At 71.4% G+C, this 20,559-nt stretch carries 19 protein-coding genes and 1 pseudogene; 15 read left to right on the plus strand and 5 right to left on the minus strand.

What is annotated here, in order from left to right:
• The first annotated feature begins 7 nt into the window (after nucleotides 1–7).
• On the plus strand, nucleotides 8–1,195 hold the full coding sequence (gene aroC / locus DJ82_RS10835) for a chorismate synthase (protein WP_094581781.1): 1,188 nt from the start codon (nucleotides 8–10) through the stop codon (nucleotides 1,193–1,195).
• Between the two features lie 27 nt (nucleotides 1,196–1,222).
• Here the strand turns inward: aroC and DJ82_RS10840 are convergent, their stop codons facing one another.
• The 3 genes from DJ82_RS10840 to DJ82_RS10850 form a co-directional block, all read right to left on the minus strand.
• The gene (locus tag DJ82_RS10840) at nucleotides 1,223–1,432 is read right to left on the minus strand and encodes a hypothetical protein (protein ID WP_094523410.1); all 210 of its coding nucleotides are present in this window, start codon (nucleotides 1,430–1,432) and stop codon (nucleotides 1,223–1,225) included.
• Nucleotides 1,433–1,483: 51 nt separating this feature from the next.
• Nucleotides 1,484–2,350, minus strand: coding sequence for a ZIP family metal transporter (locus DJ82_RS10845; protein WP_094523412.1), 867 nt, complete (start codon nucleotides 2,348–2,350; stop codon nucleotides 1,484–1,486).
• 62 nt (nucleotides 2,351–2,412) lie between these two features.
• Nucleotides 2,413–2,973, minus strand: a complete 561-nt coding sequence (locus DJ82_RS10850) for a TIGR04206 family protein (protein WP_094523414.1) — start codon at nucleotides 2,971–2,973, stop codon at nucleotides 2,413–2,415.
• A 111-nt stretch (nucleotides 2,974–3,084) separates the two neighbouring features.
• Here DJ82_RS10850 and aglM point away from each other — a divergent pair, with 111 nt between their 5' ends.
• The 7 genes from aglM to DJ82_RS14815 all read left to right on the plus strand — a co-directional run bounded on the left by aglM (nucleotide 3,085) and on the right by DJ82_RS14815 (nucleotide 10,588).
• Nucleotides 3,085–4,407: a UDP-glucose 6-dehydrogenase AglM gene (gene aglM, locus DJ82_RS10855; protein ID WP_094581782.1), complete on the plus strand. Its 1,323-nt coding sequence runs from the start codon at nucleotides 3,085–3,087 to the stop codon at nucleotides 4,405–4,407.
• 168 nt (nucleotides 4,408–4,575) lie between these two features.
• The gene (locus DJ82_RS10860) at nucleotides 4,576–5,979 is read left to right on the plus strand and encodes a selenium-binding protein SBP56-related protein (RefSeq protein WP_094581783.1); all 1,404 of its coding nucleotides are present in this window, start codon (nucleotides 4,576–4,578) and stop codon (nucleotides 5,977–5,979) included.
• 6 nt (nucleotides 5,980–5,985) lie between these two features.
• Complete coding sequence (locus tag DJ82_RS10865; RefSeq protein ID WP_094528285.1) at nucleotides 5,986–6,315, plus strand: 2Fe-2S iron-sulfur cluster-binding protein; 330 nt, start codon at nucleotides 5,986–5,988, stop codon at nucleotides 6,313–6,315.
• A gap of 61 nt (nucleotides 6,316–6,376) precedes the next feature.
• Nucleotides 6,377–7,222, plus strand: coding sequence for a hypothetical protein (locus DJ82_RS10870; RefSeq protein WP_094581784.1), 846 nt, complete (start codon nucleotides 6,377–6,379; stop codon nucleotides 7,220–7,222).
• A gap of 67 nt (nucleotides 7,223–7,289) precedes the next feature.
• Nucleotides 7,290–8,057 (plus strand): hypothetical protein, encoded by a 768-nt coding sequence (locus DJ82_RS10875; RefSeq protein WP_094581785.1) that lies wholly within the window; start codon nucleotides 7,290–7,292, stop codon nucleotides 8,055–8,057.
• Between the two features lie 33 nt (nucleotides 8,058–8,090).
• Complete coding sequence (locus DJ82_RS10880; protein ID WP_094581786.1) at nucleotides 8,091–9,170, plus strand: M48 family metalloprotease; 1,080 nt, start codon at nucleotides 8,091–8,093, stop codon at nucleotides 9,168–9,170.
• Nucleotides 9,167–10,588 carry a hypothetical protein gene (locus tag DJ82_RS14815; protein WP_094581787.1) on the plus strand — a complete coding sequence of 474 codons (1,422 nt, stop codon included), beginning with the start codon at nucleotides 9,167–9,169 and terminating at the stop codon, nucleotides 10,586–10,588. The genes DJ82_RS10880 and DJ82_RS14815 overlap by 4 nt, the downstream gene beginning before the upstream one ends.
• Nucleotides 10,589–10,654: 66 nt before the next feature.
• Here the strand turns inward: DJ82_RS14815 and DJ82_RS10890 are convergent, their stop codons facing one another.
• A complete protein-coding gene (locus DJ82_RS10890; RefSeq protein ID WP_094558575.1) occupies nucleotides 10,655–12,001 on the minus strand; it encodes an alkaline phosphatase family protein in 1,347 nt (448 codons plus the stop codon).
• Between the two features lie 125 nt (nucleotides 12,002–12,126).
• Here DJ82_RS10890 and DJ82_RS10895 point away from each other — a divergent pair, with 125 nt between their 5' ends.
• Nucleotides 12,127–13,098 carry a phosphoadenosine phosphosulfate reductase family protein gene (locus tag DJ82_RS10895; RefSeq protein ID WP_094581788.1) on the plus strand — a complete coding sequence of 324 codons (972 nt, stop codon included), beginning with the start codon at nucleotides 12,127–12,129 and terminating at the stop codon, nucleotides 13,096–13,098.
• A gap of 345 nt (nucleotides 13,099–13,443) precedes the next feature.
• Nucleotides 13,444–13,743: an amphi-Trp domain-containing protein gene (locus DJ82_RS10900; protein WP_094581789.1), complete on the plus strand. Its 300-nt coding sequence runs from the start codon at nucleotides 13,444–13,446 to the stop codon at nucleotides 13,741–13,743.
• A 138-nt stretch (nucleotides 13,744–13,881) separates the two neighbouring features.
• On the opposite strand, the gene DJ82_RS10905 is transcribed toward DJ82_RS10900, so the two are convergent.
• Complete coding sequence (locus DJ82_RS10905; protein WP_094523991.1) at nucleotides 13,882–14,142, minus strand: hypothetical protein; 261 nt, start codon at nucleotides 14,140–14,142, stop codon at nucleotides 13,882–13,884.
• A 127-nt stretch (nucleotides 14,143–14,269) separates the two neighbouring features.
• On the opposite strand from DJ82_RS10905, the gene glmM reads away from it, so the two are divergent.
• The 5 genes and pseudogenes from glmM (at nucleotide 14,270) to DJ82_RS10930 (ending at nucleotide 20,338) form a co-directional block, all read left to right on the plus strand.
• Nucleotides 14,270–15,592, plus strand: coding sequence for a phosphoglucosamine mutase (glmM, locus tag DJ82_RS10910; RefSeq protein ID WP_094581790.1), 1,323 nt, complete (start codon nucleotides 14,270–14,272; stop codon nucleotides 15,590–15,592).
• A 70-nt stretch (nucleotides 15,593–15,662) separates the two neighbouring features.
• Complete coding sequence (locus tag DJ82_RS10915) at nucleotides 15,663–17,057, plus strand: M28 family metallopeptidase (protein WP_094581791.1); 1,395 nt, start codon at nucleotides 15,663–15,665, stop codon at nucleotides 17,055–17,057.
• Nucleotides 17,054–17,965, plus strand: a pseudogene (locus DJ82_RS15735) (CocE/NonD family hydrolase); the annotation flags it as partial. The gene DJ82_RS10915 and the pseudogene DJ82_RS15735, both read left to right, overlap by 4 nt.
• A 98-nt stretch (nucleotides 17,966–18,063) precedes the next feature.
• Nucleotides 18,064–19,107, plus strand: coding sequence for a CocE/NonD family hydrolase (locus DJ82_RS10925; RefSeq protein ID WP_094581792.1), 1,044 nt, complete (start codon nucleotides 18,064–18,066; stop codon nucleotides 19,105–19,107).
• Nucleotides 19,108–19,288: 181 nt separating this feature from the next.
• Nucleotides 19,289–20,338: a succinylglutamate desuccinylase/aspartoacylase family protein gene (locus tag DJ82_RS10930; protein ID WP_094558582.1), complete on the plus strand. Its 1,050-nt coding sequence runs from the start codon at nucleotides 19,289–19,291 to the stop codon at nucleotides 20,336–20,338.
• Nucleotides 20,339–20,559: the final 221 nt, after the last annotated feature.

The following is a 20,559-nucleotide window of genomic DNA, read 5'->3' on the forward strand; positions in this document are numbered from 1 at the left end:
TGCGAGTATGAACGGGAACCGGTTCGGTCGGCTCTTCCAGGTGACGACGTACGGCGAGAGCCACGGCGACGCGATGGGCGTGACGGTCTCGGGCGTCCCCGCGGGGGTCGAGCTCGACGAGGAGGCGATCCAGGCGCAGCTCGACCGGCGCAAGCCGGGCCAGTCGATGATCACGACCTCCCGGGGCGAGCCCGACGAGGTCGTCGTCAACTCCGGCGTCCAGGACGGCTACACCACCGGGACGCCCATCGGCATGGTGATCCAGAACAAGGACGCGCGCTCCGGGAAGTACGAGCCGTACGTCACGGCGCCGCGCCCCTCGCACGGCGACTACACCTACTCCGCGAAGTTCGGCACGCGCAACTGGGGCGGCGGCGGGCGCTCCTCCGCGCGCGAGACGGTGAACTGGGTCGCCGCGGGCGCGGTCGCGGAGCAGGTGCTCGACGCCTCCGAACACGACGTCGAGATCAAAGCGCACGTCAACCAGATCGGCGACGTCGAGGCCGAGCCCGTGAGCTTCGAGCAGTTGCTCGAGCACAGCGAGGAGAACGACGTGCGCTGCGCCGACCCCGAGGCCGCCGCCGAGATGCAGGAGCTGATCGAGGGGTATCAAGAGCGCGGCGACTCCATCGGCGGCTCTATCTACTTCGAGTGCCGCGGCGTCCCCGGCGGACTCGGCGCCCCGCGGTTCGACAGCTTCCCCGCCCGGCTCGGGCAGGCGATGTTCTCCATCCCGGCGACGACCGGCGTCGAGTACGGCCTCGGGACGGACGCGACCCTCGTCTCCGGCAGCGACCGCAACGAGGACTGGACGTTCGACGACGGCGAGTCGTTCGACCACGTCGAGAGCGAGGAGGGCGACCCCGTCCCCGTCGGCAACGACCACGGCGGGCTCCAGGGGGGGATCACGACCGGCGAGCCGATCTACGGCGAGGCGACGTGGCACGCGCCCACCTCGATCCCGAAGAAGCAGCGCTCGGCCGACTGGGAGACGGGCGAGGAGAAAGAGGTGCAGGTCGTGGGGCGTCACGACCCCGTCCTCCCGCCGCGGGCCGTCCCCGTCGTCGAGGCGATGCTGTACTGCACCGTCCTCGACTTCATGCTGCTCGCCGGCCGGATCAACCCCGACCGCGTCGACGGCAACCCGGGGCAGTACGACACCGACTACCACCCGAGCAGTCCGGACAACGAGTAGCGAGCGAGCGTCCGCCGGTCCGCCGCGTCACTCACCCGGCGACCACTCGCAGGCGTTCCCCGCGGTGAGGTCCTCCTCGTCGATGTGCGCCGAGAGGCAGGCGTAGTTGCAGAAATAGGCGGGCGACCCGCAGTCGTCGTCGCAGTCGCGCACGCAGATCGGGTCGTGCTCGAAGATGCGCGAGCCGCAGTAGGCGCACGTCTCGTCGGCCGTCGGCGTCGACACGGTGGCGGACATGGTCGGGTCCTGCCACTCGCGGCTCGAAAAGCTGTCGCGGGTCGGCGCGGCTCACACCACGACGACCGCGTCGACGACGACGAGGAGCACGAACCCGACGAGAAACGCCCCGGTGGCGGCGTCGGCGTGGCCGTGACCGTGCGAGGAGGGGATCAGCTCCCGGAAGACGACCGCGAGCATCGCGCCCGCGGCGAAGCCGGCGGAGACCGGGAAGAGACCGGCCGCGAGCCCGACGAGCGAGAAGCCGAACACCGAGGCGACGACCTGCGGGACCACCCCCGAGAGGGTGGTGTACCAGAGCACCCGCGGGCTCGACATCCCGGTGTCCGCCATCGGCACCGCGAACGCGAACCCGTCGGGGACGTTCTGGAGGCCGATCACGACCGCGAGCAGCAGCGCGACCTCCTCTAACCCGGAGGCGAAGGCGACGCCGATCGCCAACCCCTCGGGGGCGTTGTGGAGGGTGATCGCTCCCCCGATCAGCACGGCTTTCCGGAGCGTCACCTCGCGCGCGGCGGCGACCGCAGACGGAGAGCCGTCGGCGTCGACCTCGACGCCCGGCTCGTCCGCCGTCGGGCCGTCACCCGTCTGGATGGCGGCGTCGTCGCCGGTCGCGCCGCCCTCGGGGAGCCACTCGCGGTACTGCGCGTGGAGGTGCGGGATCGCGTAGTTCCCGCCGAGCAGCACGCCCCCGCCGAGCAGGACCCCCGACATCACCGCCCGGAGCGTCCCCTCCTCCATGCCGGGGACGATCAGTCCGAAGACGCTGGCGGCGACCATCAGCCCGGCGGCGAGGCCGAGCGCGGCGTCGTACACCCGGTGGGTCACCCCCGCCCGGAAGAACACCGGCAGCGCGCCGAGCCCCGTCGCCAGCCCCGCGATCCCGGTGACGGCCACGACGTTCGGCAGCGTCGTCATGGCGCGTGCTTCCGCGGCCGCCTATATAAACGCCGTCGATGTGGGAGCGGCCGTCGACCGCCTCACCGCGTGACGACTCCGCGGAGGTCGCCGCCGTACGCGACGACGGCGACCGCGAGCGTCGCGACCGCGCCGACCGGGAGCACGGTGAAGACGCTCGACGTGGTCCCGACGCCGAACCGCGTCGCGAGCCCGACGGAGACCCACAGGCTCGCGGTCGCCGCTAAGACGAGCAGGCCGCCGGTGACGCGTCGGTCCTCCCGCCCGAGCGCCACGCCGGCCACGGCGCTCGCCGCCGACAGCAGGTGGAACCCGATCGCGAGCGGCCACGCGCGGATCGACGCCGGGAGCGCCGCGAACGGCCGCGACTGGTCGAGGAAGTACGCCCACACGGGGTACCCGCCGACCCCGGAGCCGGACGCCGCCGCGTTGAGGAACCCCCACAGGCTCACTACCGTGAGATCGCCGCCGGCCGAGATGACGGCCATCGGGACCGCGAGCAGCGCGAGGACGAGGGCCCAGCCGATTCGCGCGACGGGACCGCGCTCGCTCGCGACGGCCCCGCCCGACCGCTCGCCGTCGGCTCGCTCGGCGCCGGCCCCGTGCGGCGGTCGCTCTACCATGCCGATCGCTCGGAGGCGGACCCGTAAGAATCGACCGGGATCGGCTCCCCCGGGCCGGACGGGCCCGCGCGACGCGCAACGCTCTTTGTGTCGGGGGTCGCTCGTTTCGGCATGCGAGTCACCGTCGTCGGCAGCGGTTACGTCGGTACCACCCTCGCGGCCTGCCTTGCAGACGCGGGTCACGACGTCACGGCGATCGATATCGACCCGGACGTCGTCGACGCCCTGAACGACGGCCGCGCGGCGATCCACGAACCGGGGCTCGACGACCTCCTGGCCGAGCACGCGGGCGACCGGCTCCGGGCGACGACCGAGTACGACGGCGTCCCCGACGCCGACGTGACGTTCCTCGCGATCGGTACCCCCTCGCGCGAGGACGGTAGCATCGACCTCGGTCCCCTCACCGCGGCCGCGGGGATGACCGGCGAGGCGCTGGCGGACGTAGGAGGAGACTCCGCCGCGGCGGGCGACCCCGAGGACCGCCACCTCGTCGTCGTCAAGAGCACGATCACGCCGCCGGGCGTCCGCGAGGTCCGCGAGGCGCTCCTGGCGGGCGCCGGCGACGCGGCCGGCCGCGTCGAGCTCGCGACCAACCCCGAGTTCCTCCGCGAGGGGTCCGCAGTCGACGACTTCCAACACCCGGACAAGCTCGTCTTCGGCGCCGACTCCGACTGGGCGACCGATCGGCTGGAGGCCCTCTACGAGCCCCTGCTCGACGCGACCGACGGCGACGTGCCGGTGATCCGGACCGACCCCGAGACCGCCGTGATGATCAAGTACGCCAACAACGCCTTTTTAGCGTCGAAAATCTCGCTGGCGAACGACCTGGGGAACGTCTGCAAGCGGTTCGGGATCGACGCCTACGAGGTGATGGACGCGGTCGGGCTCGACGACCGCATCGGGGCGCGGTTCCTGCGCTCGGGGGTGGGCTGGGGCGGAAGTTGTTTTCCCAAAGATGTTGATGCAATTAGGGCAGCAGCCCGCGAAGCCGGCTACGAGCCGCCGATGCTCGACGCCGCGGTCGCGGTGAACGACGGCCAGCCGGAGCGCATGCTCGAACTGCTGGACTCGCACGTCGACGTCGCGGGCGAGCGCGTCGCCGTGCTCGGGCTCGCATTTAAACCGGGCACCGACGACACCCGGAACTCCCGGGCGATCCCGATCGTCGAGGGGCTGCGGGCGCGCGGCGCCGAGGTCGTCGGCTACGACCCGGTCGCGACCGACGCCATGCGCGAGCGCTTCCCCGACCTCGCGTACGCCGACTCCGCGGTCGCCGCGCTGGAGGGGGCGAGCGCCGCGCTCGTCGTCACCGACTGGGACGAGTTCGCGGCGCTCGACGACGCCTTCGACGCCATGGCCGAGCCCGTCGTGATCGACGGGCGGCGGATAATCGAGCGGTGCGACGGCCTGACGTACGAGGGGCTCACCTGGTAGCGGCGGCGACTACCGCGTTCGATAACCCGAGGGACGCCGGTCGTCCGGACGTCGTTGCGCTCGGGACCGTCAGTCGGCACTGACATGTAATTCGATAAATAACTGTGTGACTAGAATATAAACGATACTACATTATTAATAGTGTTGAATGCCAACCGGCGATCTGGGATGAGCACCGACGAACCCAGCCACGACGCGGAACAGCACGGTCACGAGCACCACGAGGTCGAGGGGCCGGGGTATCCGACGCCGGCCGCGATGCGGACCGAGAGCAGTCGGGAAAAGACGGCGTACGTGATGGCGCCACGGGTGGGTATGGAGAACGAGGGGCCGGACATGATCGGCGTCGTCGACCTCGACCCCGCGTCGGACACCTACAGCGAGCTGATCGACGCGGTCGAGATGCCAAACAAGGGCGACGAGCTCCACCACTTCGGCTGGAACGCCTGCTCCTCGTCGTGTCACGCCGAGGGGCTCTCTCGGCAGTACCTGGTCGTTCCGGGCCAGCGCTCCTCGCGCATTCACGTCATCGACGCCGAGGACCCGCGCAACCCCGAGATGGTGAGGGTCATCGAACCGGAGGAGGTGTTCGAACACGACCTGTCCGCCCCGCACACGGTCCACTGCGTCCCCGGCGGGAAGGTCGTCATCAGCATGCTCGGCGACGCGAACGGCGAGCTCCCCGGCGGGTTCCTCCAGCTGGACCAGGAGGACTTCAGCATCGACGGCCGCTGGGAGGCCGACCTCGGCGAGATGGAGATGAACTACGACTACTGGTATCAGCCCCGCCACGACGTCATGATCTCCAGCGAGTGGGCCGCGCCGAACACCTACTACCCGGGGTTCGACCTCGAGGACGTCGAGGCGGGCGACTACGGCGACAGCATCCACATCTGGTCGTGGGAGGACCGCGAGCACGTACAGACGCTCGAGTTCGGCGAGCAGGGGCGGATTCCGCTCGAAGTCCGGATGAGCCACAACCCGGAGGAGACGCAGGGGTACGTCGGCGCGGCGCTCTCCTCGAACATCATCCGCTTCTACGAGACGACCGACGGCACGTGGGACTGGGACGTCGTCATCGACGAGGAGCCGCGCGAACACGAGGACTGGGACATGCCGGTGCCGCCGCTCATCACGGACATCCTGCTGTCGCTGGACGACCAGTACCTGTTCTTCTCGAACTGGCTCCACGGCGACGTCCGGATGTACGACGTGAGCGACGCCGGCAACCCGCGACTGGTCGATCGGGTGTGGGCCGGCGGTCTCTTCGGCGACCGGCAGACGGTGCAGGCCGAGGAGATCCGCGGCGCGCCGCAGATGCTCCAGCTCTCCCGGGACGGCGAGCGGCTCTACTGGACGACGTCGCTGTTCTCGTCGTGGGACAACCAGTTCTTCCCGGACATCGCCGAGGAGGGGTCGCTCATGCTCAAGGCGGACGTCTATCCCGACGAGGGACGGCTGGAACTGGACGAGGAGTTCCTCGTCGACTTCGGCGACGCGCCCGGCGGCCCGGCGCGCGCCCACGAGATCCGCTGGCCGGGCGGCGACTGCACGAGCGACGTCTGGCAGTGATCGGTCGTGACTGACGCGACGACCCACGCCGTCGAACTCGTCCGCCCGGACGGGGGGACGGAGACGATCCGCGTCGCGGAGGGCGAGACGATCGTCGACGCGGCGGAGCGGGTCGACGTGGGCCTCCCGTACGGCTGCCTGTACGGCGCGTGCGGCACCTGCACGGCGGAGCTGCTCGACGGCGAGGTGCGTCACGGACGGTCGCCGCGAGCGCTGAAGCCGTCCGCCCTCGACGCCGGCTACGTCCTCCCCTGCGTCGCCGCGCCCGAGTCCGACTGTCGACTCCGCGTCGGCCACGAGATCCAGGCCGAGGTCGTCGGGACGCCCTGGAAGTGAGGCCCGCTCCGGCGACGGACGCGGACGGTCAATTTATATACGCCGACCGAAACGTGAGGCCATGGCGGCCCTCCACGCCCTCCGTCCGGCAGTCGGTGGTATCGTTCGCAACCCGGTCCTCCTGCTCGTCACGGCGCTGTACGGGCTCGCGCAGGCCCCGAACCTCCTCGTTCCGCCGACGCGACCGATCCTGTCGGCGGGCGTCTCGCTCGCGACCTTCGCCGCGTTCGTTCTCGTGCTCCCGTTCGTCCAGGGCGGGCTGCTCGGCGTGGCGAGCGAGGCCGTCGCGGGACGGACCGGCCTCGGGACGCTGGTCGCCGAGGGGAAGGCGAACTACGTGTCGCTGCTGCTCGGCTACTTCGTCCTGCTCGCGATCAACCTCGTCTTCGGGTTCGTCGCGTTCGTGGGCGGACTGATCGCCGTGATCGGCGGCCACGCGTCGATGCCCGCGGACGCGCCGGGCGTCGGCGTCGACCCGACGCTGCTCGCGCTCCTCGCGGTCGTCGGAGGCGGGTTCCTCCTCGCGTACCTCCTCGTCACCTTCGCCGTCCAGTTCTACGCCCACGCGGTCGTCCTCGACGACGCGGAGCTCGTCGACGGGTTCCGGCGCAGCGTGGGGCTCGTCCGGTCGAACCTCCTGAGCGTCGCCGGCTACACGCTGATTCTCCTCGTCGGGAGCGTCGATCTCGGGACGCTGGCCGCGGCGGCCTCGGTCGTCCTCGGTCCCCAGTCCGCGGGGATGCCCGGCACGCCGTTCGCCGACTTGGCGGGGGTCGAGCCGACCCTGCCCGTGATCGCCGCGGCCGGCGTCGGCTACCTCCTGCTGACGAGCGCGTTCGCCGCGTTCTACGCGACCTACTCGGTCGCGTTCTACGAGGCGGTCAGCCCCGGCGCCGCGCCGGCGTGAGTCCGACCCCGCCGCGCGGCGGCTCGACGACCGCCAGCGATAATCCCGTGGCGCACGTGGGATCGGTATGAACACGCAGGACGGCGGCCACCACGACGCGGCGGTGGACGCGCTCGCGGTCCGCGAGTACGAGCGCGCCGGCGACCGATACACGCGCGGCGGGCGGCGCGTGCTCGCCGACCCGCGCGAGGACCTCGACCCGTTCGCGCCGGACGAGAAGGGGTGGATCGGCCAGGGGCTCCAACAGCTGCTCGCCGCGACCGTCGCGTACCGGGTCGCGGGCGTCGACGGCCGCGCCACCCAGCGAGCGGTCGAGGGGATCGCCGCGACGCGCGACTTCCAGCGCGTCCTCGACGCGCCCGGGCAGACGGCCTGCCTCGGGGAGTTCGTCGCCGACTTCCGCGTCGCCGGCGGACTCGACGGCGCCGCGGAGGCCTACGACGACGCCGCGGAGCGGTACGCGACCGCCGGCGACGCGATCGACTCGCCGCAGGCGCTCGCGACGACCCCGCTGTTCGGCGCCGCGGCGGCGACGATCAAGCAGGTCGCCCGCGGGCAGGCGAACGGCGAGATCGCGATCCAGTGGGAGGACCTCCACGGGTCGGACCCCGCCAGGGCGGGCGACTTCCTCGCGCACCGCGCCCGGATCAAAAAGCAGCGCTTCGCCGGCCTCGTCGAGAAGGCGGTCGCGGACGGCCACCTCGCGGCGCCGCGGGGCACGACCGAGTACGGCAACGAGACGCACCGGTGTCCGAGCTGCGGATCGAACGACGTCAACTGGGCCGGCACCGACGTGCTCTGTATGCGGTGTTCGACGCCGACCGAGCAGATTTAAGCCGGCGGCAGTCTTACGCGGCCGTCGCATACGATGTCGCCCTCCATCGCCGACCTCCTCCGTCCCCTCCGCGCGCTCGCCCCGTCGAACCGGCTCGACCGAGACCAGCGGCTCCGCCTCCGGATGGCGATCGCGACCGGACTGGTGATCGCGCTCCCGTTCGCGTTCGTCTACGCGTTCGTCTTCCTGATCAACGCGGTCGGGCTCCCCCTGTTGGAGTGGGCGAACGAGCGCCCGTACACGGGCGAGTTCTACGTCGACCCCGTCCTCCTGACGGTCGTCGTCCTCGTCGGACTCGCGGTCCAGTACCGGTACGGCCCGCGGACCGTCCTCCGCTCCGTCGGCGGGCGGCGGGTGTCGCCCGACGAGTACCCGGAGCTCCACGCCGCCGTCACGCGGCTGGCCGCGCAGGCGGACGTCCCGAAGCCGGACGTGGCGGTCGCGCGGACCGAGCTGCCGAACGCCTTCGCGGTCGGGACGCCCGGGAACGGCACTGTCGTCGTCACGACCGCGCTGTTGGAGGCGCTCGACGACGACGAGCGCGACGCCGTGGTGGCCCACGAGCTCGCGCACCTCGCGAACCGCGACGCCAGTCTGATGACCGTCGCGTGGGTGCTCCCGACCGTCACCTACTACCTCGCCGTGCTCGCCTTCTACGTCCTCTACGGCCTGTTCCGATTCCTCAGCGTCGGCGGCGGCGGGTCGGGCGGGAACCGCGACGGCCGGGCGCTCGCGGTCGGGATCGTCGTGATCACGGTGAGCGCGGTCCTCACGCTCACCGTCTCGGCGATGTTCTGGTTCGGGAGCGTCCTCATTCACCGGGTGCTCTCGCGGTACCGCGAGTACGCGGCCGACGGCGCGGCCGCCGAGATCACGGGGTCGCCGGCGGCGCTCGCGAGCGCGCTGGAGACGCTCGACGAATCGATGCCGGCGGTGCCCGAACGCGACCTCCGCGAGTTCGACGGCGGCGCCGAGTCGCTGTACGTCGCGCCGCTGGAGAGCCGCGCGTTCGGCGACGAGGAGCTGGTGAGCACCGACGTGTTCCCGGAGACCCATCCCCCGACCCGCGAGCGGGTCCGGCGGCTCCGCGAGCGCGCGGGTGAGGCCGCGTGACGGGGCGTGGCTCCCCCGGACACCCCTCACGGCGCCGGTTCCTCGCGACCGCCGGCGTCGGTCTCGCGGGCGCGCTCGCCGGCTGCGGCTACCGCCCCGGCGGCGGCGACCTCGCGTGGGAGTCGTCGCTCGGGGGCGGCGGGATGTTCGGCGCCGGCGACCGGTGGTTCCGCCCCGCGGGCGACCGGCTGTTCGTCGTCCGGAACCAGTCGGGACGGACGTTCGACTTCGAGGAGGACGCGTGGCGCGACTACGAGAACGCCGAGGTGACCGGCCTCGACCCGGCCGGCGACGCCCGGCTCGAGGCGGAGACCGACCGACAGGCGACGGGCGTCCCGGCCGTCACCGAGACGTCGGTGTTCGTCCCCGTCGAGGGCGGCCGCGTCACCGCGATCGACCGCGAGCGCGCCGCGCTCGACCTCGACGACCCGACGGTCGACACCGCCGACAGCGGCGGCGACGAGGCCGACGAGCCAGACCCCGTCCGCTGGCGGACCGACGCGATCGCCGAGAGCGCCGACGGCGGGACCGGCGACGACGACGGTGCGACCGATGACGACGACGGTGCGACCGATGACGACGACGGTGCGACCGGCGACGCGCCCGCGGTGACCGTCGACGCCGTCCGCGCGGGCGGGCGTCTCGCGGTCGCCGTCACGCGTGACGACGCGGTGGTCCTCGACGCCGGCTCCGGCGATCGCGCCTTCGCGGTGGCAGAGGCGTGGCCCGACGCGGGCGACGGGTCGCCGCGCTCGCTCTCCCCCGACCGCGTCGCGGTCGACGGGGACGCCGTTTGGGTCGCCCTCGACGAGGGCGACTCGGAGGGCGCCCGGATCGCCCGGTTCGACGCGGCCGGCGAGCGGTCGGCGACCCGGTCGCTCGAGGCCGGCGTCGACTGGCTCACCGTCGTCGACGACGCCGTCGTGGTCGCCGCCGACGGCGGGCCGTCGGTGCGCGGGTTCGACCGCGACCTCGACCCGCGGTTCGCGTTGGACGTGCCGGCGCCGAACGAGCGCCCGCCCGTCGGCGGGGCGAGCGGGGACGACGGCGAAACGAGCGGGGACGACGGCGCCGGGCGGCGCGTGTACCTCCACCGCGGCGAGGTCGTCCGGGCGCTCGACGTCGCTGCCGGCGAGGTCGCGTGGGAGCACGCCGGCCTCCCGGCCTCCCGCCCGACGGCCGTCGACGATCGCGGAATCTACGGCGTCGGCGAGGAATCGGGCGGAGACGGGGTCGAGTCGAGACCCGCGATCGTCGCGGTCGGCGCCGACGGGGACGGTCGCTGGTCAGCCCCCCTCCCCGAGGGCGTCCGCGTTGAGGAGCTGTTCGCGGTCGGGGGGCGGTTGATCGTCGTCGACGACGCGGATCTGTACGGGTTCCGGGCCGCACCGGGCGAGCGCTGGTCGCTGCTCGGGTGAGGTGGGCGGCGAAACCGGAACCGAGCCCGGCGGCGGCCCCGTCGGCGCGCCCGCGAGGGTGACGGTCTACTCCGCGATGAGGCTCTCGCCGTCGAAGTCGGCGTCGGCGTCGACGTCCATCAGGTCCAGAATCGTCGGCGCGACGTCGAAGAGGTTCGAGCCCGCGACGTCGACGTCGGGGTCAGTCGTGTACAGAAGCGAGTTCTCGAACTTGTGCATCCCGTTGCGCGGCCCCTCGGTGAAGACGGCCTCTTTCCCGCCGAAGCCGGACTTCAGGTCGAAGCCGTCCGCCGGGATGACGACGAGGTCCGGCGCGATCTCGTCGTGGGCGCCGTCGAAGGCGTCCTCGCCGTTCACGATCCGCTTGCACACCTGCCGGCCGTCGGGGCCGGTGAGCCCCTCCAGGTCGGCGCGGAGCTCATCGCGGACCGCCTCGTACTCCGACTCGGGGACGACGCCCTCGGGTTCGCGGCCCTCGAGATTGAGGTAGAAGCGCCCGGGGATGAGCGAGTACGCGCGCGCCTCGTCGTCGATGTCTTCGAGCGAGTCGTGGTCGTCATCGTCGTACGAGAGCCACCCCTCGCCGGCGAGGAACTCGTTGCAGTTCACCTCCCACTCCAGCTCGGTGAAGCCGTGGTCGGAGGCGACGATCAGCGTCGTGTCGTCGTCGAGCGAGTCGCGGATCTCGCCGATGTAGCCGTCGAGCGTGCGGTAGAAGTCGAGGAAGTCGTCGCCGTACGTCCCGTCGTTCGCGTAGTCGCCGAACAGGAAGTGATTGACCCGGTCGGTGCTCATGAACACGCCGAAAAACAGGTCCCAGTCGTCCTGATCGAGGTAGTGGGTGAACACGTCCTGTCGAGCGTCGAGGGTGGCGTGAGCGTTCTCGATGAACTCGCTCTTGTCCTCGTCGTGGCCGAGCTTCGCGTTCACGTCGATGCGGTAGTCCCGGTCTCCGAGCACCCGCTCGACCGCGTCGTCGCTCGCCGCCGCGTCGAGCCCGGGCGAGAGGAAGCCGGAGACCTGTCGCTGGATCCGCGTCGACGGCGGGAAGGTGACCGGGACGTTGAGCACGGTCGCGTCCCGGCCCGCGTCGGTGACGCGGTCCCACAGCCGCGTCGCCTTCACGTGTCGCCCCATCGGGACGTACGTCTCGTAGGAGTCGACCTCGCGGTCTTGGAAGCCGTACACGCCCGTCTCGCCGGGGTTCACGCCGGTCGTGAGGCTCGGCCAGCACGCGCTCGACTCGGGCGGTACGATGCTCTCCAAGCGCCCGGCCGATCCCGTCTCGGCGATGTCGGTCAGGTTCTCGAACACGTCGGGGTGCTCCTGAACGAGGTCGTACGGTACGCCGTCGATGCCGAGGAAGACGACGCGCTCGTCGTCGTCGCCGCGCAGCCGGTCGAACAGTCCCATGACCCGGTAGTCCGGTTCCGCCGACATATCCCTTGTGCTACGCCGAGCGGGACCCGATCGCCGGGAGCGACGGCGCGGTTCGGATTCAGAAGGCCTATTTCGCTTCGCACTGACACTCAGCCCGTATGAGCGATGACTTCCCGGCGAGCGTCGACGTCGATTACACCGACGGCGAGGGCGAGGATCCGGCGGACTACCCGTCGTTGCAACACAAGTTGGAGAAGGCGATCGAGGTCACGCGGCGGGGGCTCGAGCAGTACGAGAACCCGGCGGTGATGTGGACCGGCGGGAAGGACTCGACGCTGACGCTGTACTTCATCAATCAGGTGGCCGAGGAGTACGGCTACGAGAAGCCGACCGCCGTCTTCATCGACCACTTCCAGCATTTCGACTCGATCACCGACTTCGTCGAGCGCTGGGCCGACGAGTGGGAGATCGACCTAGTGTACGCCCGCAACGAGGACGTCGGCGCCTACGTTGACGACCACGGGCTCGAACCCGGCGACGACATCCCCGTCGACGCCCTCTCCGAGCACAACCAGCACCACATCCGCGAGATCCTCGAGTACGAGGAGGAGTCGTTCCCGTTCCTGTTGGACACGTACGTGGGTAACCACCTGCTGAAGACGGTCGCGCTCAACGACGCGCTCGAGGAGTACGACATCGACGGCGTCATCTCGGGCGTGCGGTGGGACGAACAGGAGGCGCGCGCGGACGAGACGTTCTTCTCGCCGCGCCACGACCCGGAGCTGTTCCCGCCGCACGACCGCATCCAACCCATCCTCCAGTTCGCCGAGGCTGACGTCTGGGAGGCGTTCTGGAACTACGTCGTCCCCGACACGGTCGAGGCGTTCCCCGACGAGGGGTACGTCCCCGACTCGGCCGAGGACCTCCCCGAGGGCGTCACCCAGGAAGACGTCCCCATCTCGCCGAAGTACTTCGCGGGCTTCCGCTCGCTCGGCAGCGAAGTGTCCACGGACAAGACGACCGAGGAACCGGCGTGGCTCCAAGACCTCGAGGGGACGACCGAGCGCGCCGGCCGCGCTCAGGACAAAGAGGACCTGATGGAGCGGCTCCGCGACCTCGGCTACATGTAACGCTCGGCGGGACCTCTCGTTCCGACGCCGACGGTCGAATCGTTCGACGAACCCGCCCGTTTCCGGCCGGCGACCCACGCGGCCGCCGTCGGCGACGCGAACCACACCGCTTTTGCTTTAGGCCTGCCTAAATACGCCGACGGTCACTGATACCCACTCCTGTTCCGAGCCGGCGTCGGGTTCCGACACGCACGGGGTCCCCGACATCGGATCAAGAGGCACACGAGTCCCCGACGTCTCGCCGCGCGCAAACCTCGAAACGTCGATACTCGCGGAGATCCGGAACCGCGGTCGGAGGGAATGCGAGCGACGTGACCGTCGACGTCTTTCGAGAGGACCACCCACATGTCACACACCGAATCCGACACCGACGAGACCGAGCGCACGACCATTCGAACGGGCCGCGACTTCGAACAGGAGTACCGGCTCGACGCGAGCGAGGCGGGCGAGTTCCTGATCGAGCTGGGCGAACAGCTCCGCGACGGGGACGAACTGACGATCAGCACCGACGAGTGGGAGCTCCCGTTCTCGTTCGGCGAGCCGGTCGAACTCGAGATCGACCTCGAGGGCGTCGGCGAGCCCGAACTCGAGATCGAGCTGGAACTCCCGGGCCGAACGGACGAGAAAGCACCGAACGTCGAGTGAGACGGCCCGCCGTCGTTTTGGCGGCGTTTCGGCGGCGCTCTCGCTCGTTCAGGTCGCGCTGGGCTAGCCCCTCACCGGCGCACGTCCGTGGCACACCCGGCGGTCCGCGTTCAGCGGTCCGCGTTCAATTGCTCGCGCTCAGCGGTCCGCGAGCTGAATCCCCCGCGCGACGACGTACATCAGCGTGATCCCGGTGCCGACGGCGATCACGAACTGCGAGACGACGGTGAGGAATCCGACGAGCAGGGAGCTCCCGCCGACCAGCAGGGAGATCAGGAACAACACCAGGGCCGCACCGCCGAAGAGGGCGATGAGGCCCGCGAGGGGGAACGCCTCCGCTCGGATCTCCCGGACGTCCAACTCTCCCGATTCGGGGTCGATAAACGGAGGTGACGACATAGCGGGGAATGGACGCCGACGCCCATAACGTGGGCGGGCGCTCTGAGGGTCCCTCTCCCGGCGTGCGAGGCCCCGGTTCCCCGGATCGGACCAGAAACGTCTTTTCGCCCGGCGGTGAAACCGCGGTATGTTCGGGACGAGCGGCGTCCGTGGACGCGTCGGCGACGAGATCACCGCGAGCCTCGCGCTCGACGTCGGCCGCGCGCTCGCGACGGACGGCGCGGAAACCGTCGTTCTCGGTCGGGACGCGCGCGCGAGCGGGCGAACGCTGAGCCGCGCCCTCTCCGCCGGAATCACCGAGTGCGGCGGCGACGTCGTCGACGTCGGCGTCCAGTCGACGCCGACCGTCGCCCGCGCGGTCGTCGCCGAGGGCGCGGACGCCGGCGTCGTCGTCACCGCCTCGCACAACCCGGCGCCCGACAACGGGATCAAGCTCTGGAGCGCGGACGGCAGCGCGTTCGACGAGGACGCGAACGCCCGGATCGCGGAGATCGTCGAGGCGGAGGCGTTCGAGTTCGCGGCGTGGGACAACCTCGGGTCCCACCGCCGGCTGGAGGGCGCCCGGGACCGCCACGAGCGCGCCCTCCGGGAGTCGGTCGCGCTCCCGGACGACCTCGCCGTCGTCGTCGACCTCGGGAACGGCGTCGGGCGCGTCACCGCCGACGCGCTCCACGCGGCCGGCTGCGACGTGGAGACGCTCAACGCCCAGCGAGACGGTCGGTTCCCGGGGCGGCCGAGCGAGCCGACCGCCGAGAACTGCGCGACGGCCTGCGCGGTCGTCGAGGCGACCGACGCGGACCTCGGGGTCGTCCACGACGGCGACGCCGACCGGCTGATGGCGATCGACGAGCGCGGACGATTCGTCTCGGGGGACGCGCTGCTCGCGCTGTTCGCCCGGCGTGAGGCCGAGGCGGGCGACCGCGTGGCGGTGCCGGTCGACACGAGCCTCTTCGTCGCCGACGCGCTCGCCGAGGTCGGCGCCGAGGTGACGTACACGCCCGTCGGCGACGCGTACGTGGCCGCCGAGACGCGGAAGCCGGACGTCGCGTTCGGCGGCGAACCCAGCGGCGCGTGGATCTGGCCCGACCGGACGCGCTGTCCCGACGGCCCGCTCGCCGCCTGCACGCTGGCCGCGCTGGTCGGCGCGGCGGGGTCGCTGGCCGGACTCGTCGACGACCTCCCGTCGTACCCGATCCGGCGGGACTCGATCCGACTCGACGAGAAGCGAGCCGTGGTCGACCGCGTCGCCGACCTCGCCCGCGAGGAGTTCGACGACGTGTCCGCGCTCGACGGGATACGAGTGGAGACGGAGGCGGGCTGGTTCCTCGTGCGAGCGAGCGGGACCGAGCCGCTGGTTCGGATCACCGCCGAGGCGCGGGACGAGAGCGACGCCGACGAGCTGTTCGCGACCGCCCGCGGGCTCGTGGACCGAGCGAGCGACGCGGACTGACCGCGATCTCCCGGCAATCCTCCCGCCGTCCCCGCGGAATCATATACGAGACGCACGTGTGTGGGAGCGTATGACAACCCTGCCGTCCGAGACCGTCGGTGACGCGTACACGGAATCGACCGCGTGGGAGCTGCTCGGCGACCTCGCAGACCTCGGCGATCGGATGCCCGGCCACGAGGGCGAGGCCGCGGGGGCGTCGCTCGTGGCCGACGCGTTCGAGGACGCGGGGCTCGACGAGGTCTCGACGACGCCGTTCCCGATCCCCGGCTGGTGGCGCGGGGAGGCCTCCCTTACCGTCGATCGCGGCGGCCGATCGACGACGTTCGACGGGAGCCACGAGCTCGTCGAGCTTCCGGGCACGCCGTCGGGGACGGTCACCGGGAGTATCGTCGACATGGGTCACGGCCTCCCGGAGGACTTCGAGGGCGTCGACCTCTCGGGATGCATCGCGATGGCGTCGAGCCTCACCCCCGACGACTACGACCGGTGGGTCCACCGGAGCGAGAAGTACGACTACGCGGCCGAGTCGGGCGCGGAGGGGTTCCTGTTCTACAACCACATCGAGGGGGCGCTCCCGCCGACCGGCGACGTCGGCCACACGAACGGGCCGGGGCCGATCCCGGCCGTCGGGCTGAGCAAGGAGCTCGGCGACCGGCTCGTGCGCCACTGCGACGACGCCGAGGCGGACCGCGGCGTCGAGGCGACGCTCTCGGTCGAGGCGCGGAACGAGCCGGCCACCTCCGCGAACGTCGAGGCCGTCGTCGGCCCCGACACCGACGAGGAGGTGTTGTACACCGCGCACGTCGACGCCCACGACGTGGGTGTCGGCGCGAACGACAACGGGTTCGGGTCGGCGCTCGTCGTCGGCGTGGGCCGGGCGCTCGCGTCGATCGAAGACGAGCTCGAGACGCGCGTCCGGCTCCTCGTCTTCGGGGCCGAGGAGACCGGGCTCTACGGCTCGTACTACTGGTCGCACACCCACGACCTCGACCGCGTGAAATGCGTCGTTAACATGGACGGCGCGGGCTACTCGCGGGACCTCGAGATCTACCCCCACGGCGCGCCGGAGATCGGCGAGGCGTTCGCGGAGGTGAGCGACGAGTTCGGCGTGCCGATCGCGGTCGAGGACGGGCTCCGCCCGCACAGCGACCACTGGCCGTTCGCCCAGCGCGGCGTCGCCGCGGCGCAGGGCCGCTCGACCGCCGAGGACAGCGGCCGGGGGTGGGGCCACACGCACGGCGACACCCTCGACAAGCTCGACGTCCGGGACTTACGCGATCTGACGGTGCTGTCCGCGGCGGGGGTCGCGAAGCTGGCCGAGGCGGACCGCGAGGTCGCGGGCCGCGACCCCGAGTCGGTGAAAGAGGAGACGATAGCGGAGGGCCACGACGTCGGGATGAAGGCGACGGACTCCTGGCCGTGGGGCGACGACCGACCGTGGCCGTGGGCCGACGAGCTGCAGTGACCGGGCGGATCGCCCGCCACGAGGGACTCCGGATCCCCGTCGGCGACGAGACCGTCGCGGCGACCCGCTACGAGCCCGTCGACAAGCCCGGTCCGTCGCCGGCGCTCCTCAACTACGTGCCGTACCCGCAACAGGACAGCATCACGTACGGCGGGTACGACCCGCTCAACCGGTACCTCGCCGCCCGGGGCTACGAGGTTATCGCGGCCGACATGGTCGGCACGGGCGGGTCGACGGGGTTCATCGACGAACCGTTCACGCGCCGGGAGGGCGAAGAGCCGGCCGCGATCGTCGACTGGCTGGCCGACCGCCCGTGGACGACCGGGAAGGTCGGGATGTTCGGGAAGTCCTACGGCGGGATCACCGCGCTCGACGCCGCCGCGCAGCGCCCGGACGCGCTCGAGGCGATCGTCCCGATCCACACCCCGTTCGAGGGGGTCAGGAACGCGTACACCTACGGCGGCCTCTTCGAGCTGCTCACCATCGGGATGGACTGGCTCACGCTGATGCAGGCGCTCGACGCGAAACCGCCCTCGGATCCGTCCGGCGACCCGGCGTCGCTCGACGCGTGGCTGGAACGGCTCGGTCAACTCGACGACCGCGACCCGTGGCTGTTCCAGTTCCTCGACGCCGGCCCCGACGGGGAGTACTGGGCGGACAAAGCGATACCGGTCGAGCGGATCGACGTGCCCGTCCTCGCCGTCGACGGCTGGCGCGACCCCTACACCGAAGACACGCTCCGGTACGTCGACCGGATCGACGCGCCGACCCGCGTCCTGCTCGGCCCGTGGCGCCACCGGATGCCCCACCGCGGCCGCGAGTCGGCCGTCGACTTCCGCCGGCAGGTGGCCGACTGGTTCGACCGGTTCCTGCGCGACGAGGACACCGGCGTCCTCGATCACCCGCCCTACCGGGTCTGGACCGAGCGGGAGGGCGGCGGGACTCGCGCGGGGTCTGGCGCGGGCTCGACGCGTGGCCGACCCTCGGCGACGGGGGCGCGGACCGGATGGCGTTCGCGCTCACGCCGGACGGGCTCGCGGTCGACGGCGCCGACGTTCCCGACGGCGCCGACGTCCTCGACGGGGACGACGAATTCGACGGGTCGACCGCGACGGCTCGCGAGTTCTCGGAAGCGGCCGCGTTCGCCTGTGAGCCGGACCCGACCGTCGGGCTCGCCTCCGTCGACCCGTACGGCGCGGCGACCGCGCCGCCGCTCACGAACGACGACGACGCGCGGACGCTCGCCTTCGACACCGACCCGCTCGACCGGCCCGTGGAGCTCACCGGGACGGGCGAGGTCGAACTCCGGATCGAATCTCCCGTCCCGGACCCGACGGTCGTCGTGCGACTGGTCGACGTCGACCCCGCCGGTCGGGGTCGGACGGTCGCGCACGGGGCGGTCCGCGGCGCCTTCCGCGACGGGCTGGACTCTCGAGACCCGCTGCCGACGGACGAGGAGACGGACCTCGCTGTCGCGCTGGAGCCGACGTCGCACCTGTTCGAGGCGGGTCACCGGATCCGACTCGCGGTCGGGACGGCGCTCTTCCCCGAGGTGGCGGCGATTCCCGGACCGGACGGGCCGTCGCTCGGCGAGCCGACCACGGTTCGGTCGAGCCCGGCCGCGCCGTCTCGCCTGCGGTTCCCCGGCCGCCGGCACGCGGCGGCCGACCCCGCGTTCGCCGACGCGATCCGGATGGCGGGACCGGACGAGGAACGGATCTCCGCGCGCGCCGAGCGGGCGACCGGATCGACCGAGTGGGAGACGTCGCGGACGCACGTCTCGGACGGGGTCCGCGCCGTCAAGTCGAGCGAGCAGCGCGTCGACCTCCCGCACGGAGCGTTCGCCGCCGAGTCGACTCACGAGGCGACGGTCGACGGGGGCGATCCGGCGTCGATCGACGCCCGGAACGCCCACCGGATGACCGTCGAGAACGACCTCGGAACGTTCCTCGTGGACGCGACGAGCCGGATCTCCCCGTCGGAGTGTCGCGTCCGGACGACGGTCGCTCACGAGGGAACCACGCTGTACGAGGGCGAGTGGACCCGGTGAGTGACCGGCGGTCTCGTCCGCGCCGCGGTCGCCTCCGCCCGCCGGCGTGCGCCGCGGTCGCGTCTGTCCGCTCGCCCGACGGAGCACAAGTCAGCACATAAACTGATAGTGCCGGGCCCACTCGAAGCGACGTGATGACCGCTCGAAACGACGACCACCGAGGGCACGACGGGGGAGACCGATGAAGGTCGGCACGGCCGAGGCCGGCCCCGGCGAGACGGCGACCGGGCACCGGACGGTGGCGGAGCTCCCGGTCGGGGGGTCCGAGGACCTCCCGGTGACGGTGCTCAACGGCGGCGAGACCGGTCCGACGGTGTGGGTAACGGGCACGATCCACGGCGACGAGCCCACCGGAACGGCGGTGATACACGACCTCTCGGAGCGAGTCGACGTCGCCGAGCTCGCGGGGGCGGTCGTCTGTCTCCCGGTGATGAACCCCACGGGGTTCCGAACCGCCTCCCGGACGTCCTCCTATCACGGCGACGACCCCAACCGCTACTTCGGTCGTGACGACGGCTCGAAGACGCCGCCGCGCGTCCAACAGGTGATCTGCGACCGGATATACGACGACATCCGCGCGACGGCCGACGCGCTCGTCTCGCTTCACACCTCGTGGGTCGCGACCCACCCATACACCATTCAGCCGCGGGTCTCGTACGGCGAGGACCGGAGCGTCTCGGACGCGGCGGTGCTCCGCGACCGGCTCATCGAACTGACGGAGGCCTTCGGGCTGCCGGTCGTCAACCAGTTCCCGCCGGACGAGACCGAGACCCGCGATCTCCAGCACTCGCTCAGCGGCGCGGCCGTCGCCGACGGGATCCTCGCGTTCACGCCGGAGCTCGGCGGCCGGCTCGTCGTCGAGCGCGACGTCGTCGCGGCGGCCGTCGACGGCGTCTGGAACGTCCTCCACGCGCTCGAAATGGTCGACCGGCCCGCCGACCGGCACCCCGAGTTCGCGTTCGACCGCGACGGCGACCTCAGGCGGTTCGACGGTCCCCACACCGACGTCGCGGGGATCGTCCGCTATCGGGCGACGGAGGGCGACTTCGTCGAGGCGGGCGACGTCGTCGCCGAAATCGTCGACCAGCACGGCGAGCTGAAGTCCGAAGTCGCCGCCGACCGCGACGGATACGTCCTCAGCCGCCGCGAGCGCGCCGCGGTGTACGAGAACGACGTGCTACTCGACATGGCGGTCCCCGACGACGACCCGCTGTTGGTCGAGTCGGAGTGAGGCCGTTCGCCCCGGTCCCTCGGACGGGCCGGCCCTTTCGCCGCCTTCCGCGGGCGAACACCGCGCGGTCGGGAGACGAGGCCGAATCGAACGCGGGCTCGGTGTTTCGATTGTTTATAATTAACGACCATGAGGATATGTGGGTTCAGAAATAGGGGCCAAAACAGTACATTCACAGGGGGAAACGGCGATTGTCTCCCACGTTATATGGATAAAAGACT

Source organism: Halorubrum sp. Ib24, from assembly GCF_002252745.1.
Classification (GTDB): Archaea; Halobacteriota; Halobacteria; order Halobacteriales; family Haloferacaceae; genus Halorubrum.

Coding starts and splice junctions, on each gene's coding strand:
- DJ82_RS10915 (WP_094581791.1), top strand. CDS start 15,663: ATGACAACCCTGCCGTCCGAGACCGTCGGTGACGCGTACACGGAATCG.
- DJ82_RS10890 (WP_094558575.1), bottom strand. CDS start 12,001: ATGGGACTGTTCGACCGGCTGCGCGGCGACGACGACGAGCGCGTCGTC.
- DJ82_RS10880 (WP_094581786.1), top strand. CDS start 8,091: ATGTCGCCCTCCATCGCCGACCTCCTCCGTCCCCTCCGCGCGCTCGCC.
- DJ82_RS10875 (WP_094581785.1), top strand. CDS start 7,290: ATGAACACGCAGGACGGCGGCCACCACGACGCGGCGGTGGACGCGCTC.
- DJ82_RS10895 (WP_094581788.1), top strand. CDS start 12,127: ATGAGCGATGACTTCCCGGCGAGCGTCGACGTCGATTACACCGACGGC.
- DJ82_RS10850 (WP_094523414.1), bottom strand. CDS start 2,973: ATGGTAGAGCGACCGCCGCACGGGGCCGGCGCCGAGCGAGCCGACGGC.
- DJ82_RS10905 (WP_094523991.1), bottom strand. CDS start 14,142: ATGTCGTCACCTCCGTTTATCGACCCCGAATCGGGAGAGTTGGACGTC.
- aroC (WP_094581781.1), top strand. CDS start 8: ATGAACGGGAACCGGTTCGGTCGGCTCTTCCAGGTGACGACGTACGGC.
- aglM (WP_094581782.1), top strand. CDS start 3,085: ATGCGAGTCACCGTCGTCGGCAGCGGTTACGTCGGTACCACCCTCGCG.
- DJ82_RS10930 (WP_094558582.1), top strand. CDS start 19,289: ATGAAGGTCGGCACGGCCGAGGCCGGCCCCGGCGAGACGGCGACCGGG.
- DJ82_RS10840 (WP_094523410.1), bottom strand. CDS start 1,432: ATGTCCGCCACCGTGTCGACGCCGACGGCCGACGAGACGTGCGCCTAC.
- DJ82_RS10900 (WP_094581789.1), top strand. CDS start 13,444: ATGTCACACACCGAATCCGACACCGACGAGACCGAGCGCACGACCATT.
- DJ82_RS10925 (WP_094581792.1), top strand. CDS start 18,064: ATGGCGTTCGCGCTCACGCCGGACGGGCTCGCGGTCGACGGCGCCGAC.
- glmM (WP_094581790.1), top strand. CDS start 14,270: ATGTTCGGGACGAGCGGCGTCCGTGGACGCGTCGGCGACGAGATCACC.
- DJ82_RS10845 (WP_094523412.1), bottom strand. CDS start 2,350: ATGACGACGCTGCCGAACGTCGTGGCCGTCACCGGGATCGCGGGGCTG.
- DJ82_RS10860 (WP_094581783.1), top strand. CDS start 4,576: ATGAGCACCGACGAACCCAGCCACGACGCGGAACAGCACGGTCACGAG.
- DJ82_RS10870 (WP_094581784.1), top strand. CDS start 6,377: ATGGCGGCCCTCCACGCCCTCCGTCCGGCAGTCGGTGGTATCGTTCGC.